The sequence below is a fragment of the Bradyrhizobium cytisi genome (genome assembly GCF_008123515.1).
GTDB lineage: Bacteria > Pseudomonadota > Alphaproteobacteria > Rhizobiales > Xanthobacteraceae > Bradyrhizobium > Bradyrhizobium cytisi.
In genome coordinates this window covers 105,403-118,215 of the sequence record NZ_VSSR01000052.1, presented here as the reverse complement: position 1 = coordinate 118,215, position 12,813 = coordinate 105,403, and the positions used below count along the sequence as shown (strand labels likewise).

The following is a 12,813-nucleotide window of genomic DNA, read 5'->3' as shown; positions in this document are numbered from 1 at the left end:
AGTCTCGAAGCGTGCCCACCATCTTGCGTGTCGTGACCGGAATGGTGGGCACGGCGCTTCGCGCCTTTGCCCACCCTACAGCACCGTCACACCCGCCTCCTAATTCAACACCCGCTTGTTGTCCGGGCTGTCGAGCGAGAACGTCGGCACGTCGATCTCAAAACGTTCGCCGCTTTCGCTGACCATCTGGTAGCGGCCGGTCATGAAGCCGGAGGCGGTCGTGAGGGGCACGCCGGAGGTGTATTCGAAGCGCTCGCCGGGGGCGAGCGTCGGCTGCTCGCCGACCACGCCTTCGCCCTTGGTCTCCTGCTGCCGGCCGGTGGCGTCGGTGACGATCCAATGCCGCGTCTTGAGCTGCACGGTCTCGTCGCCGGAATTGGTGATGACGATGGTGTAGGACCAGAAATAGCGCGAGCGGTCGGCCGACGACTGCTCCGGAACAAAGTTCGGCTCGACGGTCACTTCGATCTGGCGGGTCACGGCGCGGTACATGATTGCCATCATAGCGAAATCCTCGCCGGGAACCAAACGCCGCAGGCGGCTTTCGCGACATCGTCCCGCCAGAATTGACAGGGAAGTACACCCCCAAAGAATACACCCGTATGTGATCCGGCCGCTTTGCGGGGCGGCGACTGGACCGGTACACTCCTCAAACGTTGCGATTTGCGGAAGGGTTTTTGGGCCCCGATGACCATTGCCGATCAAGTGACGGGATCGACGATCGCGGGAACCGCGGGTGCCAAGCCCGTGGAGGCCAAACCCGTGGCAGCGAAGCCGCGTGCACCCGCGATCACGCTGCCCGCCATCGGTGAGCGCGAGCTCAGGCTCGACCTGTTCCGGGGCCTCGCGCTGTGGCTGATCTTCATCGACCATCTGCCGCCGAATTTGCTGACCTGGTTCACGATCCGCAATTACGGCTTCAGCGACGCCACCGAGATATTCATCTTCATCTCCGGCTACACGGCCGCCTTCGTCTATGGCCGCGCCATGCTGGAGAGCAGCTTCGTCATCGCCACCGCGCGCATCCTGCGCCGGGTCTGGCAGATCTATGTCGCCCACGTCTTCCTGTTCACGATCTTCCTCGCCGAGATCTCCTATGTAGCAACCAGCTTCGAGAACCCGCTCTACACCGAAGAGATGGGGATCATGGATTTCCTCAAGCAGCCCGACGTCACCATCGTGCAGGCGCTGCTGTTGCGCTTCCGTCCCGTCAACATGGACGTGCTGCCGCTGTATATCGTCCTGATGCTGGCGCTGCCGCTGATCCTGTGGTCGATGAAGTGGCGGCCTGACGTGACGCTCGCGCTCTCGGCCCTGCTCTATGCGGCGACCTGGGAATTCGACCTCTACTTCTCCGCCTATCCGAACGGCTTCTGGGCGTTCAATCCGCTCGCCTGGCAATTGCTGTTCGTGTTCGGGGCATGGTGTGCACTCGGAGGTGCGCGACGCATGTCACGCATTCTGGCGTCGCCCGTGACGATGTGGATCTCGATCGCCTATATCGTGGCGGCGTTCTACGTGACGCTGACCTGGTACGTGCCGCAGCTCGGCCATCTCATGCCGAAGCGGATCGAGCAGTGGATGTATCCAATCGACAAGACTGACCTCGACGTGCTGCGCTTCACGCATTTCCTGGCGCTGGCCGCGCTCACCGTGCGGTTCCTGCCGCGGGACTGGCCGGGCCTGAAATCGCCCTGGTTGCGGCCGCTGATCCTGTGCGGCCAGCATTCGCTGGAGATATTCTGCCTCGGCGTGTTCCTGGCCTTCGCCGGCCATTTCATCCTGGCCGAGGTCTCCGGTGGACCGGGCATGCATGCGCTCATTAGTCTCTCCGGAATCCTGATCATGTGGGGCGTTGCCTGGGTGATTTCGTGGTACAAGCGCGTGGCTGACAAGAGCGGTGCGAAAACCAAAAACGCCGTCGGCAATGCCGATCTGGCGGGAGGGGGCTGATGAAGGCGAAGGTTCTCCTGAGCCTGGTCCTGATATGCGGGTGCCTCGCCGCGCCTCCGGCGCGCGCGGGCGATGCCGTGCCTGCCGCGCCGGCCGCCTGCGAATTGCCGCCTTATCTGCTTGCCACCGACAGCCAGCTCCACAAGGTCGCCGAGACCGTCAAGGCCGGCAAGCCGCTCGAGATCCTGGTGATCGGCAGCCGCTCCACCACCATTCCATCCTCGGAGGACAGCTCCTATCCGGCGCGGATGCAGGCCATTTTGAAGGACAAGCTGCCGCCTGCGGAGACCGTGCACGTATCCGTAGAAATACAGAGCAAGAAGACAGCGGAGGAGGCCGCGGGAACCTTCGTTAAGCTGATGGAAGCAAAAACACCTACTTTGGTCATCTGGCAGACCGGGACCGTGGATGCTATCCGCTCCATCGATCCCGACGATTTCCGCGGCGCCGTGACCGAAGGGGTCGCTGCGTTGCAAAATGCAGGGGCTGACGTCGTCTTGATGAATTTGCAGTACAGCCCGCGTACCGAAACCATGATCTCGGCGCCGCCGTATCTCGATAATATGCGGGTGGTGGCGCAGGAGCATGATGTCCCGCTGTTCGACCGTTTCGCGATGATGCGGCAGTGGAATGATCAGGGTCAGTTCGACCTGTTCAGCCCCTCCCGGGGCCCCGAGCTGGCGAAACAGGTCCATGACTGCATCGGCCGGGCGTTGGCACAGTTCGTGATCGACGCTGCCCATCTGGGGCCGGCCCAGCAGCAAAATTGAGGTCTAGCGTTAATGAGTTCTCTCCGCCCTTTTGGCCTGTCGACATGGCTGGCCGCGCCCGCAGCGGCGGCGCTGCTGATGCTGACGCCCGTGGTGCAGGCACCTGCTCACGCTCAGGCTGCCCAGGCGACGCCCGCGCCGCAGCAGACCGCTAATCCCGCACCGGCATCACCATCCCAGACCACGGTCGCCGCGACCAGTCAGCAGGCTACCGAGCAGCGCGGCCTCACCTCGCGCGCCATCGACAAGGTGAAGCAGGTCGCGAAATCCGCTGGCGATATTTTTAGCCGCGTGCCGTGTCTCGCGCCGAAGGGCGGCTCGAAGGCGATGGGCTCGCTGCCGCATGTCGCGGCCAAGCTCGTTGCCGGCAAGCCTGTCGTGATCGTCGCGTTCGGCTCGTCGTCGACGGCGGGCTACGGCGCGAGCTCGCCGGACTTCAACTATCCGAACCGTCTCACCGCGCAGCTGCGCCGGCAATATCCCACCGCCAACATCACCGTCGTCAATGCCGGTGTCGGCGGCGAGGATGCGCCCGAGATGATGAAGCGCCTCCAGAAGGAGGTGATCGACGTGCATCCGGATCTCGTGATCTGGCAGGTCGGCACCAACGCCGTGCTGCGCAACCTCGATCCCGGCGACACCGCCAAGATAGTCGAGGACGGCATCACCCGCATCCAGGCCGCCGGCGATGCCGACGTCGTACTGGTCGACCCGCAATATTCACCGCGGGTCACCGAGCGTCCCGAAAGCGCAAGCAAGATGGTGAAGCTGCTCGGCAAGATCGCCGAGCTTCGTCACGTCGGCATCTTCCCGCGCTTCGAGGTGATGCGCGACTGGCACGAGAAGCAGGCGCTCCCGGTCGAGAGCTTTGTCATTGCCGACGGCCTGCACATGAACGATTGGGGCTATGCCTGCTTCGCCCAGCTGCTCGGCGACGACATCATCCGCTCCGTCGGCCAGATCAAGCTGGGCGTGAACGTGCCCGCGGACGTGCGGACGTACCGGCCGATGTAGGTGTCGTAGGGTGGGCAAAGGCGCGCTCTTCGCGCGTCGTGCCCACCATCTATCGGCAGTATGATCGCGAATGGTGGGCACGCATTCGCTTTGCCCACCCTACGAGACCGAGCTCTTAGCTCCCTACGCCTTCTCCAGCGCCGCGGTCAGATCCTCTATCAGATCATCCGCATGCTCGAGCCCGGCCGAGAAGCGGATAAACCCTTCGCTGATGCCGAGCGCGGTGCGATCTTCCAGCTTCAGCCGCTGATGCGTCGTGGTCGCCGGATGCGTGACGAGGCTCTTGGCGTCGCCGAGATTGTTGGAAATCTTCGCAAGCTTGAGCTCGTTGAGCACGCGGAATGCACCCTGCTTGCCGCCCTTGACCTCGAAGCCGACCAGGGTCGAGCCGCCGCGCATCTGCTTCTTCACCAGCGCTGCCTGCGGATGATCGGCGCGGCCGGGATAGACCAGCCGCGAAATTTTCGGATGGCTCGCCAGCACGTCGGCGATGCGCGCCGCGGTCTCCGTCTGCGCGCGCACGCGCACGCCGAGCGTCTCCAGGCCCTTGAGCAGAACCCAGGCGTTGAACGGCGAGATCGACGGTCCGGTCTGGCGCATGAAGTTGTGGATGTGCTCGGCGATGAAGGCTTCCGAGGACAGGATGATGCCGCCGAGGCAACGGCCCTGGCCGTCGATGTGCTTGGTCGCGGAGTAGACCACGACGTCGGCACCGAGCGCGAGCGGGCTCTGCCAGATCGGGGTGGCGAACACGTTGTCGACGACGAGCCGCGCGCCGCCGCTATGCGCGATCTCGGCAATCGAGGGAATGTCGAGCACATCGAGCGTCGGATTGGTCGGGCTCTCCAGGAAGAACGTCTTGGTGTTCGGCTTGAGCGCACGCTGCCACTGGTCGAGATCGGCTCCGTCGACCAGCGTGGTCTCGATGCCGTAGCGCGGCAAGAGATCCTGAATGACGTACAAGCACGACCCGAACAGCGCGCGCGATGCCACCACGTGATCGCCGGCCTTCAGCGGCGCCAGGATCGCGGTCGTCACCGCGGCCATGCCTGTTGCCGCCGAGCGCGCAGCCTCGGCGCCTTCGAGCTCGATCATGCGGCGCTCGAACATCGCGATCGTCGGGTTCGAATAGCGCGAATAGATGAAGCCGGGGTCCTCGCCCTTGAACCGCGCCTCGCACTCCTCGGCGCTGTTGTAGACGTAGCCCTGGGTCAGGAACAGCGACTCCGACGTCTCGCCATATTGCGAGCGCAGGGTGCCGGAATGAACCAGGCGGGTTTCGGGACGGTATTGCGTGGTGGACGCCGGGGACTTCGACATAGGATCTCCTCTGCGTGACCATCGAAAATGGTCACAAAAAAACCGGCCTGGATATCTCCACGGGCCGGGATCACAGAGGTCCCCGGCCTGTTTAGCGACTTATTTAACGTGGCTGCAAGCCGGCCGGCTCAAATCACCACGGGATAAGTCATGCTCATATTCCGCAATGCCCTTTCCGTCAAGACAGCCATCGGCTAGCCGTAAAAAACTGTATCTTCGGCATGTCCGGATGCATCCGACCCCTGACGAGGACCCCCGATTGACGTTCACGGTTGCCGCCGACGCCAATGGTATCCTGCCCGACCGCATGATCGCGGCGATGGCGGAGGCGGGCCTCATCCTGCCTGCCTACGACTTCGTCGAAAGCCAGATCCAGCCGGCGAGCCTCGACCTGCGCCTCGGCGACGTCGCCTATCGCGTCCGCGCGAGCTTCCTGCCCGGCCCCGGCGCCACCGTTGCCGAGCGCATCGACCAGTTGAAGCTGCACGAGTTCAGCCTCGCCGACGGCGCGGTGCTGGAGACCAACTGCGTCTACATTGTGCCGCTGCTCGAAAGCCTTGCGTTGCCGCCGGAGATCGTCGCTGCCGCAAACCCCAAGAGCTCGACCGGCCGGCTCGACGTCTTCACCCGCGTGATCGCCGACGGCACCCGCCGCTTCGACATGATCGGCGCCGGCTATCACGGTCCACTCTATGCCGAGATCAGCCCGAAGACGTTTCCGGTGCTGGTCAGCGAGGGCTCGCGGCTGTCGCAGGTGCGCTTCCGCACCGGTGACGCCATCCTCGACGCCGACGAGCTCGACGCGTTACATGCGTCCGAGCGCCTCGTCGATGTCGACGATGCGGATCTTACCGGCGGCGTTGCCGTCTCGGTCGATCTGTCCGGCGAGAAGGGCACGGGTTTCGTCGGCTACCGCGCCAAGCGCCACACTGGTGTGGTCGATGTCGATCGTCGCTCCGGCTATGCGGTGGAAGATTTCTGGGAGCCGATCTCGGCGCGTCCCGACGGCAGCCTGATCCTTGATCCCGGCGAGTTCTATATCCTCGCGTCGAAAGAGGCGGTGCAGGTACCGCCCGATTACGCCGCGGAGATGGTGCCGTTCGATCCGCTGGTCGGCGAATTCCGCGTGCATTATGCCGGATTCTTCGATCCCGGATTCGGCTATGCCGGCGCCGGCGGCCAAGGCGCGCGCGCCGTGCTGGAAGTGCGCTCGCGCGAAGTGCCGTTCATCCTCGAGCACGGCCAGATCGTCGGCCGCCTCGTCTACGAGAAGATGCTGTCACGCCCCGACGCCATGTACGGCCAGCGCATCGGCTCCAACTACCAGGCGCAGGGCCTGAAGCTGAGCAAGCACTTTCGGGTGTAGCTGCATCCGCGTCCTCCGCCGTCATTCCCCGCGAAGGCGGGGAATCCAGTACGCTGCGGCCCATCGATTCAATCACAGCCGTCCCTGGAATACTGGATCGCCCGGTCTCCGCCGGGCGATGACAGCGAGTGCGTGTCCGGTTGCGCCGCCCCATCCGCGATGACACACTCCCGCAAAACAACAAGCCGGGAGCGAACATGACTGCCGCAGCAGATTCCGCGCAAGAAGCTCAATGGAAACGCTGGCGCGCGGTCGCCGACCTCTACCACGCTTATTTCACCGGCCTGATCCTTACCGTCGTCACCCGACGCGGCACGGCGGACGCGGCCGAATTCGTCTTCCGCGTGTTCCGCCGCCAGCAGCAGGAGCGCTTTCTGCCCGGCTTGCAAAAGCTAGGGCTCAGCCATTTGCCGCCGGCGGTGGCGGCTGCGCAATATCACTATCTCTCCAACTGGATCGGCGGCGTCCACGTCGAATACATGTATGAGAGCGACACCAAAGCCTGGATCCGCTATCCGCCGCCGCGCTGGATCTGGAAGGGCGCTGCGATCTGCGGCGTGCCGGGCGAAGTCTCGCGCGCGATGCTGCGCGGCTGGCACGCCAACAACGGTGCGGCGCTTGGCGATCTCCGCCTGGGCTTCGTCTGCACCAAGCAGAGCGTTGATGGGCAGGATGGGCTCGAAGGCTACTATCATCAATACGACCATCCGCTCGAGCTCGACCAGCGCCTGGTGTTCGCACGGCATCTCGAAGCACCGCTGTTCGACGCGAACGCCGCACCGGCTCTGCCTGTGTCGAGCTGGCCGAGGCCGCGGCTTGAAAAGGCCTATCGCAACTACGCGATGGAATATGTCCGCACCGCCGCGCCCGTGATGGTGCAGCTATTCGGGCCGGAAGATGCCGGCTATCTCCTGCACCTCACCGGCAAGCTGATCGGCATGCAGTATTTCGACGAGGTCGCAGCCGCGCTGTCGGCGACACGCGGTGGCGCGAGCGAGTTCGCATCGTTTCTCAAGGGGCTGTTCGCGGCGCAGGACGACGCAGCGGAGATCACGACGTCCGAAGGCAGCATCGAGATCAGCCAGCAAAGCTGGACGCTGATGGATGACGTCACCGATTATCATCGTGCCTGCGCGAAGGTGCTGGAAGGGCTGTTCGAAGGGCTCGCTGCGGGATGCGGCCGGCACATCCGGGTGCATTTGCGTCCGACAGCAGGCGGCCGGCCGCCGCTGGTCTGGACGGTCGGGTAATTCCACCACTTGAAATGCGCTGCCGCAGGGCACGCCTGCACCTGACGCAGGAGGAATCGGGGCCTGTCGTGCTAACACGTGCCTATCGCGCCTTCCGCGCGAGGAAATAGATTAGCACACCTATGCATTGCTGCGCCGCAAACGGCGCTTTTGCCCGGGAGAGGGAATGACGGACATCGCCGAAATCCCGGTCGATGAGCAGGAACGTCCGCTGCCACCGCCTCCGCGCCCGATGCGGAGCGCGCTGACCGATGGCCCGATCCTGCGCACGCTGCTCAGTCTCGCCTGGCCTAACGTCGTCGCGCTGTCCGCCGGCACCTGCGTGGTGATCGCCGAGACCTCCTATATCGGACGTCTCGGCGTGGAAGCGCTGGCGGCGATGGCGCTGGTGTTTCCGACAGTGATCCTGACCATGACGATGTCCGGCGGCGCCATGGGCGGCGCGGTCGCTTCGGCCATCGCGCGTGCGCTCGGCGCCGGCGATCGCGAGCGTGCCGGGACGCTGGCCGCGCATGCGCTCCTGATCGGCATCACCTTCGGCGTCGTCTTCATGCTGGGCATGCTGATCTTCGGACCCCAGGTGCTCACGATGCTCGGCGGCCGTGGTGAAGTGCTGACGCATGCGATCGCCTATACGCAGGTGTTTTTCGGAGGTGCCGTGCTGCCCTGGCTTCTCAACACCATGGCGGGCGTGCTGCGCGGCACCGGCAACATGAAGCTGCCATCGCTGTTGATGCTGAATTCCGCGGTCATGCAGGTCGTGCTTGGCGGCACGCTGGGCCTGGGGCTCGGGCCCGTGCCGCAGTTCGGCATGCGCGGTGTCGCGGCGGGCTCGCTGATCGCCTATTCGATGAATATCTGCGTGATGGGCTGGTATCTGTTTTCGGGTCGCGCGCGCGTGATTCCAAAACTGCGCGGGCTGCGCATCCAATGGGCGATGTTCTTCGACATCCTGAAGGTCGGCGCGATCGCCTGCTTCTCGCCGCTGCAATCGGTGCTGACGATCTCGATCTTCACCCACCTGCTGGCCAAGTTCGGCACCGCGATCCTCGCCGGCTATGGCATCGGCGCGCGGCTCGAATTCCTGCTGACCTCGATCGCATTCTCGTTCGGCATCGCGTCGGTGCCGATGATCGGCATGGCGGTGGGTGCCGGTCGCATCGCCCGCGCCCGGCGCATCGCCTGGATTGCAGGGGCGAGTGCTTTCGTCGCTGTCGGCGCGCCGGCCTGCCTCGTTGCGCTGTTCCCCGACCTCTGGGTCAACATATTTACGGACAGCGCCACCGTGCGCGCGACCAGCCATCAGTATCTGTCGACGGTCGCGCCGTTCTACGCCTTCATCGGCCTCGCTTCGACGATGTACTTCTCGTCACAAGGCGCGGCCAAGGTGATCGGCCCGGTGCTGGCGCAGACGGCGCGACTGACCTACATCGCGACCTGCGGCTGGTGGCTGTCGACGCATGACGCCACTGCGCAAAACTTCTTCTGGCTGGCCGCGAGCTCGATGGTCGTGCTCGGCCTGCTGTCATGCTCCAGCGTGGTGCTGACGCGCTGGGGGCCGCGCGCGACGAAGCCGGCCGTGCGTCCGGCGCTGTCGGTTGTAGACTAGCGATGCTTGTGGCGGCGATGACCGCCGCCGCCGAGATTGGCGAGCCGCATCAATTGCGGGATCATCGCCATCATGTCGCCGCCGCCGCCCAGCATGCCCGTGATATCGCCGTCGCCCATCGGTGCGTAGCCACCGTAATTGGGCGCGCCGAACCCGCCGCCCATACCGCCGCCACCCATCACGCCACCGAGCCCGCCGCCGCCATTCTCCATCATGCGGCCCATCATCGGCCCCATGGTTTGCATCAGCATGGCGAAGCGGCGCTTGCCCATCTTCGCCTTCATCATCTCCAGCATCGGCGCCATCTGGGTCATCATTTCCTCGCCGCCGGTACCTCCGCCGCCGAGGAACTGCGCCTTGGCCGGCGTGCTCGCGGCCGAAAAAAGCAGCAGCACGGCGGCTGCCTGGCAGATCACCTTGTCCGCACCTCTCATGGCATGCTCCTCGCGTGCGTGGCGCCGCCGGGAGAGCGAGGCCAACCGGACGCACGCGGCCATGGTTACGGCCGAGAACGGCGGCGCTCTGTGAGAAAAATCACGCAGCCGGAAAGGCCTTGTGCATGGCGATCACGGCCTCCCTGGTCTGCCCCTGAACGTAAGGCGCGAGCTCGTTGGGCAGCATGTCGATAATCCAGACCAGGCGGCATTTCGCCTCGCCGTCGGCGATCACCTGCACCGAGGCGCTGTAATGCGTCAGCCGTTCGCTGTTGATTGCGTAGACCAGCCGTTGTCGCGCGTCGTCGCAATCGACCAGCACCTCGCGTGCGACCGAGCCATTGGCGAAGGTGACGAAGCGTGCATCGCCGTCGAGCTGGCAAGCGGTGACAAAGCCCGGCACCAGCCGCCGATGCAGCGCGCCGAAATCGCGCACCGCGTCCCAGACACTGCAGGCCGGGGCGGAGAGGGGGACGTCGTTGTGGATGGAGGCCATGGAGGTGTCCTTGATTGAGAAGGTAGGGTGGGCAAAGGCGCAACGCGCCGTGCCCACCATTTATCGGCATCGTCGCGCGACATTTGGTGGGCACGCTTCGCTTTGCCCACCCTACGAAATCTCGTGCGCAGTGAGCGTTCACACGCAAACCGCCTCGACATTGTTGCCATCAGGGTCGATCAAAAACGCCGCGTAATAGGTCGGGCTGTAATCCTTGCGCGGCCCGGCGCCGCCGTTGTCGCGGCCGCCGCTCTTCAGGCCTTCGCTGTGAAACGCCTTTACCGCATCGTGATCCCCGGCGCGAAACGCGATATGCGCGCCGTCTGCCTTGCGGCCCTTGTTCAGGTGCAGCCAGAGCGCGGGCTCGCCCTTCGGCCCGAACCCGGCATAGCCGTCGCCGCTCGAGCACAGGACATAACCGAGCGGCGTCAGCACCGCCGTGTAGAAGCGCGTGGCGGCGTCGAGGTCGGCAACCCGCAGTCCGATATGGTCGTACATGGTCATCTCCATTGCAAAGCGCGCCGCGTGGTGGCGCGCGCCGGAGACGACCCTAGTCAGTTGAGGGCAAGCCGCTCTTGGAGAATCTTGCGCTCGCCCTTCGCAGCCTGCCGGAACTTGGTCGGCGACACGCCCGCGGCGCGATGAAACGTGCGGACGAAGTTGGAGAGGTCGCCGAAGCCGACGTCATAGGCGATGTCGGTGACCGCGATGTCGTCGTCAGCGAGCAGGCGCGCCGCGTGCCGCAGACGCGAGCGCACCAGATATTGATGCGGGGTGACGCCGAGCACGTTGGAGAACAGCCGCAGGAAATGGAACGGGCTCAGATCGGCGAGACGCGCGGCCTGTTCGAGGTCGATCTCGGCATGCGAGTTGTCGTCGATCCACAATGCCGCCTCGACCGCGCGGCGGCGGTCGCGTGTGGTCGGCGTAGCCGGCTTGCGCGGCTTGCCCGAGACCATATCGACAAAGCGGCCGGCGAGGATCTGGCCGATCTCGTCGAGGCCGAGGTCGCTGTTGCCATCTGCCGCCGTCTGGGCGAGCTCGCCCAGCACCATCAGCTCGGGCAGCGGCGGCGTCGCGCCGACCTGCCACGTCTCGCGTCGCCCGCCGAGCGCCTCGACCAGCTCCTCGCTGAAGAAGAACGACAGGCAGACGTCGCCGCAGACATGCTCATGCGTGCAGGTATATTCGTCGCCGGGCGCGCCGACCAGCAGCGATCCCGCCACCAGCTCGAAGAAGCCGGCGCGGCAATGGCAGCCGAAGCTCCCGGAGCGGACATAGGCGATGGAATGACCGGTGCGGCACTCGGCAAACGGCTTGTCGCCCGGTCCCGCGTCGCAGCGAAACTCGGAGACCGTCATCGCTTGTGACGTCAGCAGCGTGGTCGCATCCATCGCACCTATCTAGGTGGGTGAGCGCGGCGGGGCAACGGGCAGCAGCACCTCGAACAGCGTCTTGCTGGCGATCGGATGAGCGCCCTCAAGCGCCAGCAGCCGCCGCTTGGAGATCACCCCGCCGTAAGGCGAGATCCTGTCGGCATAGCCGCCGGCCTCGATCACCCGGTGGCAAGGCACGATGATCATGTAGGGATTCCGGGAGATCGCCTGCGCCACCGAATGCGCGGCGCCCGAAGCGCCCAGTGCCTTGGCGATCTCGTGATAGGTGCGCGTCTCCCCGCGCGGGATGGTGCAGGCATATTCGTAGACCCGCCGGTCGAAGGCGGGCACGCCGCCGGCGTCCAGGCTGACGTCGGAAAAGTCGGGATCACTGCCCTGCAGCAAGGTCAGGATGCCCTCGATCGCAAGCTCGGTGTTGAGCGGGACCGCCTGCTCGCGCGCCTCGGGATGGACCTGAAAAATCCGGCGGCGGGTGTCGATCTCCCGCACCTCCGGCAATTGCACGGCCACGACGCCGGAATTGCTCCAGACGATGCCGCAACGGCCTATGGCCGTGCCGAATATCGCGTAAGCACGCCCCACCATGCGCACGCCCCACACGCTGTACGTTCCTCAACCCGGCAGCGATCATAACACCGCCACAATCCGGCGCACCTGGAATCTTACCAGGACGTTAACAACCGTCCGGCCTGACGCGCCAAAGCGCTTGGCGCCGGACACCGTCTCGGCTAATCAGGACGGACGCGGGACACGCGCATCCGCGGGCGTAGTTCAATGGTAGAACGGCAGCTTCCCAAGCTGCATACGAGGGTTCGATTCCCTTCGCCCGCTCCAACGCTTTGCCGGAACTTGGTGCACTTCGCTGGATCTTTGGCGACGATTGCTATGCGGAAGTACCGTAGAGGTTGAGCCGAGCCTTGCGGCCAAGGCCCCCAGAGGAACTAGGCGGCACCAAGACGCGACAGATAAAGTAGCCGATCGAAGCGGTAGTTTCGATGGCCTGCTCGCGAGTGGGCATTGTCGTTCGAATCATACCGCAAGTCATGCACCACTAGTCGCAGCGTTGTCGCGATGATGCGTCGAGCCACATCAAGCGTTCGTCATTCAGGGGCAATAAGCTTGCTTTGGTCGGCAGTTTGGTCAGCAGGGACTTATTGGCGCCCGCGTTTTTGCTTCTGATCATCGAACAAACATTCGGGTCCGG

13 protein-coding genes, 1 tRNA gene and 1 riboswitch are annotated in these 12,813 nt (G+C 64.7%); of the genes, 7 read left to right on the top strand and 7 right to left on the bottom strand.

The window, feature by feature from the left end; genetic code table 11:
- Positions 1–99: 99 nt before the first annotated feature.
- Positions 100–492, bottom strand: a complete 393-nt coding sequence (apaG, locus tag FXB38_RS29675; protein ID WP_187435232.1) for a Co2+/Mg2+ efflux protein ApaG — start codon at positions 490–492, stop codon at positions 100–102.
- Positions 493–687: 195 nt separating this feature from the next.
- Between apaG and FXB38_RS29670 the strand changes: the two genes are divergently transcribed.
- Genes FXB38_RS29670 through FXB38_RS29660 form a run of 3 tightly spaced genes read left to right on the top strand, consistent with a single transcriptional unit; the run spans position 688 to position 3,737 of the window.
- Positions 688–1,953 carry an OpgC domain-containing protein gene (locus FXB38_RS29670; RefSeq protein WP_148754507.1) on the top strand — a complete coding sequence of 422 codons (1,266 nt, stop codon included), beginning with the start codon at positions 688–690 and terminating at the stop codon, positions 1,951–1,953.
- On the top strand, positions 1,953–2,723 hold the full coding sequence (locus tag FXB38_RS29665) for an SGNH/GDSL hydrolase family protein (protein ID WP_148754505.1): 771 nt from the start codon (positions 1,953–1,955) through the stop codon (positions 2,721–2,723). Before FXB38_RS29670 ends, FXB38_RS29665 begins: the two co-directional genes overlap by 1 nt.
- 12 nt (positions 2,724–2,735) lie before the next feature.
- Positions 2,736–3,737, top strand: a complete 1,002-nt coding sequence (locus FXB38_RS29660) for an SGNH/GDSL hydrolase family protein (protein WP_148754503.1) — start codon at positions 2,736–2,738, stop codon at positions 3,735–3,737.
- A 123-nt stretch (positions 3,738–3,860) separates the two neighbouring features.
- Here FXB38_RS29660 and FXB38_RS29655 read toward each other — a convergent pair whose 3' ends face one another.
- Complete coding sequence (locus FXB38_RS29655) at positions 3,861–5,057, bottom strand: O-succinylhomoserine sulfhydrylase (RefSeq protein ID WP_148754501.1); 1,197 nt, start codon at positions 5,055–5,057, stop codon at positions 3,861–3,863.
- A gap of 70 nt (positions 5,058–5,127) precedes the next feature.
- A riboswitch (SAM riboswitch) is annotated at positions 5,128–5,207 on the bottom strand.
- A gap of 79 nt (positions 5,208–5,286) precedes the next feature.
- On the opposite strand from FXB38_RS29655, the gene FXB38_RS29650 reads away from it, so the two are divergent.
- From FXB38_RS29650 to FXB38_RS29640, 3 genes are all read left to right on the top strand, one after another.
- The gene (locus FXB38_RS29650; RefSeq protein ID WP_148754499.1) at positions 5,287–6,423 is read left to right on the top strand and encodes a 2'-deoxycytidine 5'-triphosphate deaminase; all 1,137 of its coding nucleotides are present in this window, start codon (positions 5,287–5,289) and stop codon (positions 6,421–6,423) included.
- A 197-nt stretch (positions 6,424–6,620) separates the two neighbouring features.
- Positions 6,621–7,673, top strand: a complete 1,053-nt coding sequence (locus FXB38_RS29645; RefSeq protein WP_148754497.1) for a hypothetical protein — start codon at positions 6,621–6,623, stop codon at positions 7,671–7,673.
- Between the two features lie 166 nt (positions 7,674–7,839).
- The gene (locus FXB38_RS29640; RefSeq protein ID WP_148754495.1) at positions 7,840–9,282 is read left to right on the top strand and encodes an MATE family efflux transporter; all 1,443 of its coding nucleotides are present in this window, start codon (positions 7,840–7,842) and stop codon (positions 9,280–9,282) included.
- On the opposite strand, the gene FXB38_RS29635 is transcribed toward FXB38_RS29640, so the two are convergent.
- The 5 genes from FXB38_RS29635 to FXB38_RS29615 all read right to left on the bottom strand — a co-directional run bounded on the left by FXB38_RS29635 (position 9,279) and on the right by FXB38_RS29615 (position 12,194).
- Positions 9,279–9,716, bottom strand: a complete 438-nt coding sequence (locus FXB38_RS29635) for a hypothetical protein (RefSeq protein WP_187435228.1) — start codon at positions 9,714–9,716, stop codon at positions 9,279–9,281. The genes FXB38_RS29640 and FXB38_RS29635 overlap by 4 nt on opposite strands.
- Positions 9,717–9,816: 100 nt before the next feature.
- The gene (locus FXB38_RS29630; protein WP_148754491.1) at positions 9,817–10,212 is read right to left on the bottom strand and encodes an SRPBCC family protein; all 396 of its coding nucleotides are present in this window, start codon (positions 10,210–10,212) and stop codon (positions 9,817–9,819) included.
- Between the two features lie 138 nt (positions 10,213–10,350).
- A complete protein-coding gene (locus FXB38_RS29625) occupies positions 10,351–10,710 on the bottom strand; it encodes a VOC family protein (RefSeq protein ID WP_187435227.1) in 360 nt (119 codons plus the stop codon).
- Positions 10,711–10,766: 56 nt separating this feature from the next.
- A complete protein-coding gene (locus tag FXB38_RS29620; RefSeq protein ID WP_148754488.1) occupies positions 10,767–11,606 on the bottom strand; it encodes a helix-turn-helix transcriptional regulator in 840 nt (279 codons plus the stop codon).
- A 9-nt stretch (positions 11,607–11,615) separates the two neighbouring features.
- A complete protein-coding gene (locus FXB38_RS29615) occupies positions 11,616–12,194 on the bottom strand; it encodes a methylated-DNA--[protein]-cysteine S-methyltransferase (RefSeq protein WP_148754486.1) in 579 nt (192 codons plus the stop codon).
- 175 nt (positions 12,195–12,369) lie between these two features.
- Between FXB38_RS29615 and FXB38_RS29610 the strand changes: the two genes are divergently transcribed.
- Positions 12,370–12,443, top strand: a tRNA-Gly gene (locus FXB38_RS29610).
- Positions 12,444–12,813 lie beyond the last annotated feature (370 nt).

What these genes read in the sequence shown, in the direction of transcription:
- apaG (WP_187435232.1), bottom strand. Translation starts at nt 492, where the DNA reads ATGTACCGCGCCGTGACCCGCCAGATCGAAGTGACCGTCGAGCCGAAC.
- FXB38_RS29625 (WP_187435227.1), bottom strand. Translation starts at nt 10,710, where the DNA reads ATGTACGACCATATCGGACTGCGGGTTGCCGACCTCGACGCCGCCACG.
- FXB38_RS29620 (WP_148754488.1), bottom strand. Translation starts at nt 11,606, where the DNA reads ATGGATGCGACCACGCTGCTGACGTCACAAGCGATGACGGTCTCCGAG.
- FXB38_RS29655 (WP_148754501.1), bottom strand. Translation starts at nt 5,057, where the DNA reads ATGTCGAAGTCCCCGGCGTCCACCACGCAATACCGTCCCGAAACCCGC.
- FXB38_RS29645 (WP_148754497.1), top strand. Translation starts at nt 6,621, where the DNA reads ATGACTGCCGCAGCAGATTCCGCGCAAGAAGCTCAATGGAAACGCTGG.
- FXB38_RS29660 (WP_148754503.1), top strand. Translation starts at nt 2,736, where the DNA reads ATGAGTTCTCTCCGCCCTTTTGGCCTGTCGACATGGCTGGCCGCGCCC.
- FXB38_RS29665 (WP_148754505.1), top strand. Translation starts at nt 1,953, where the DNA reads ATGAAGGCGAAGGTTCTCCTGAGCCTGGTCCTGATATGCGGGTGCCTC.
- FXB38_RS29630 (WP_148754491.1), bottom strand. Translation starts at nt 10,212, where the DNA reads ATGGCCTCCATCCACAACGACGTCCCCCTCTCCGCCCCGGCCTGCAGT.
- FXB38_RS29635 (WP_187435228.1), bottom strand. Translation starts at nt 9,716, where the DNA reads ATGAGAGGTGCGGACAAGGTGATCTGCCAGGCAGCCGCCGTGCTGCTG.
- FXB38_RS29670 (WP_148754507.1), top strand. Translation starts at nt 688, where the DNA reads ATGACCATTGCCGATCAAGTGACGGGATCGACGATCGCGGGAACCGCG.
- FXB38_RS29640 (WP_148754495.1), top strand. Translation starts at nt 7,840, where the DNA reads ATGACGGACATCGCCGAAATCCCGGTCGATGAGCAGGAACGTCCGCTG.
- FXB38_RS29650 (WP_148754499.1), top strand. Translation starts at nt 5,287, where the DNA reads ATGCATCCGACCCCTGACGAGGACCCCCGATTGACGTTCACGGTTGCC.
- FXB38_RS29615 (WP_148754486.1), bottom strand. Translation starts at nt 12,194, where the DNA reads ATGGTGGGGCGTGCTTACGCGATATTCGGCACGGCCATAGGCCGTTGC.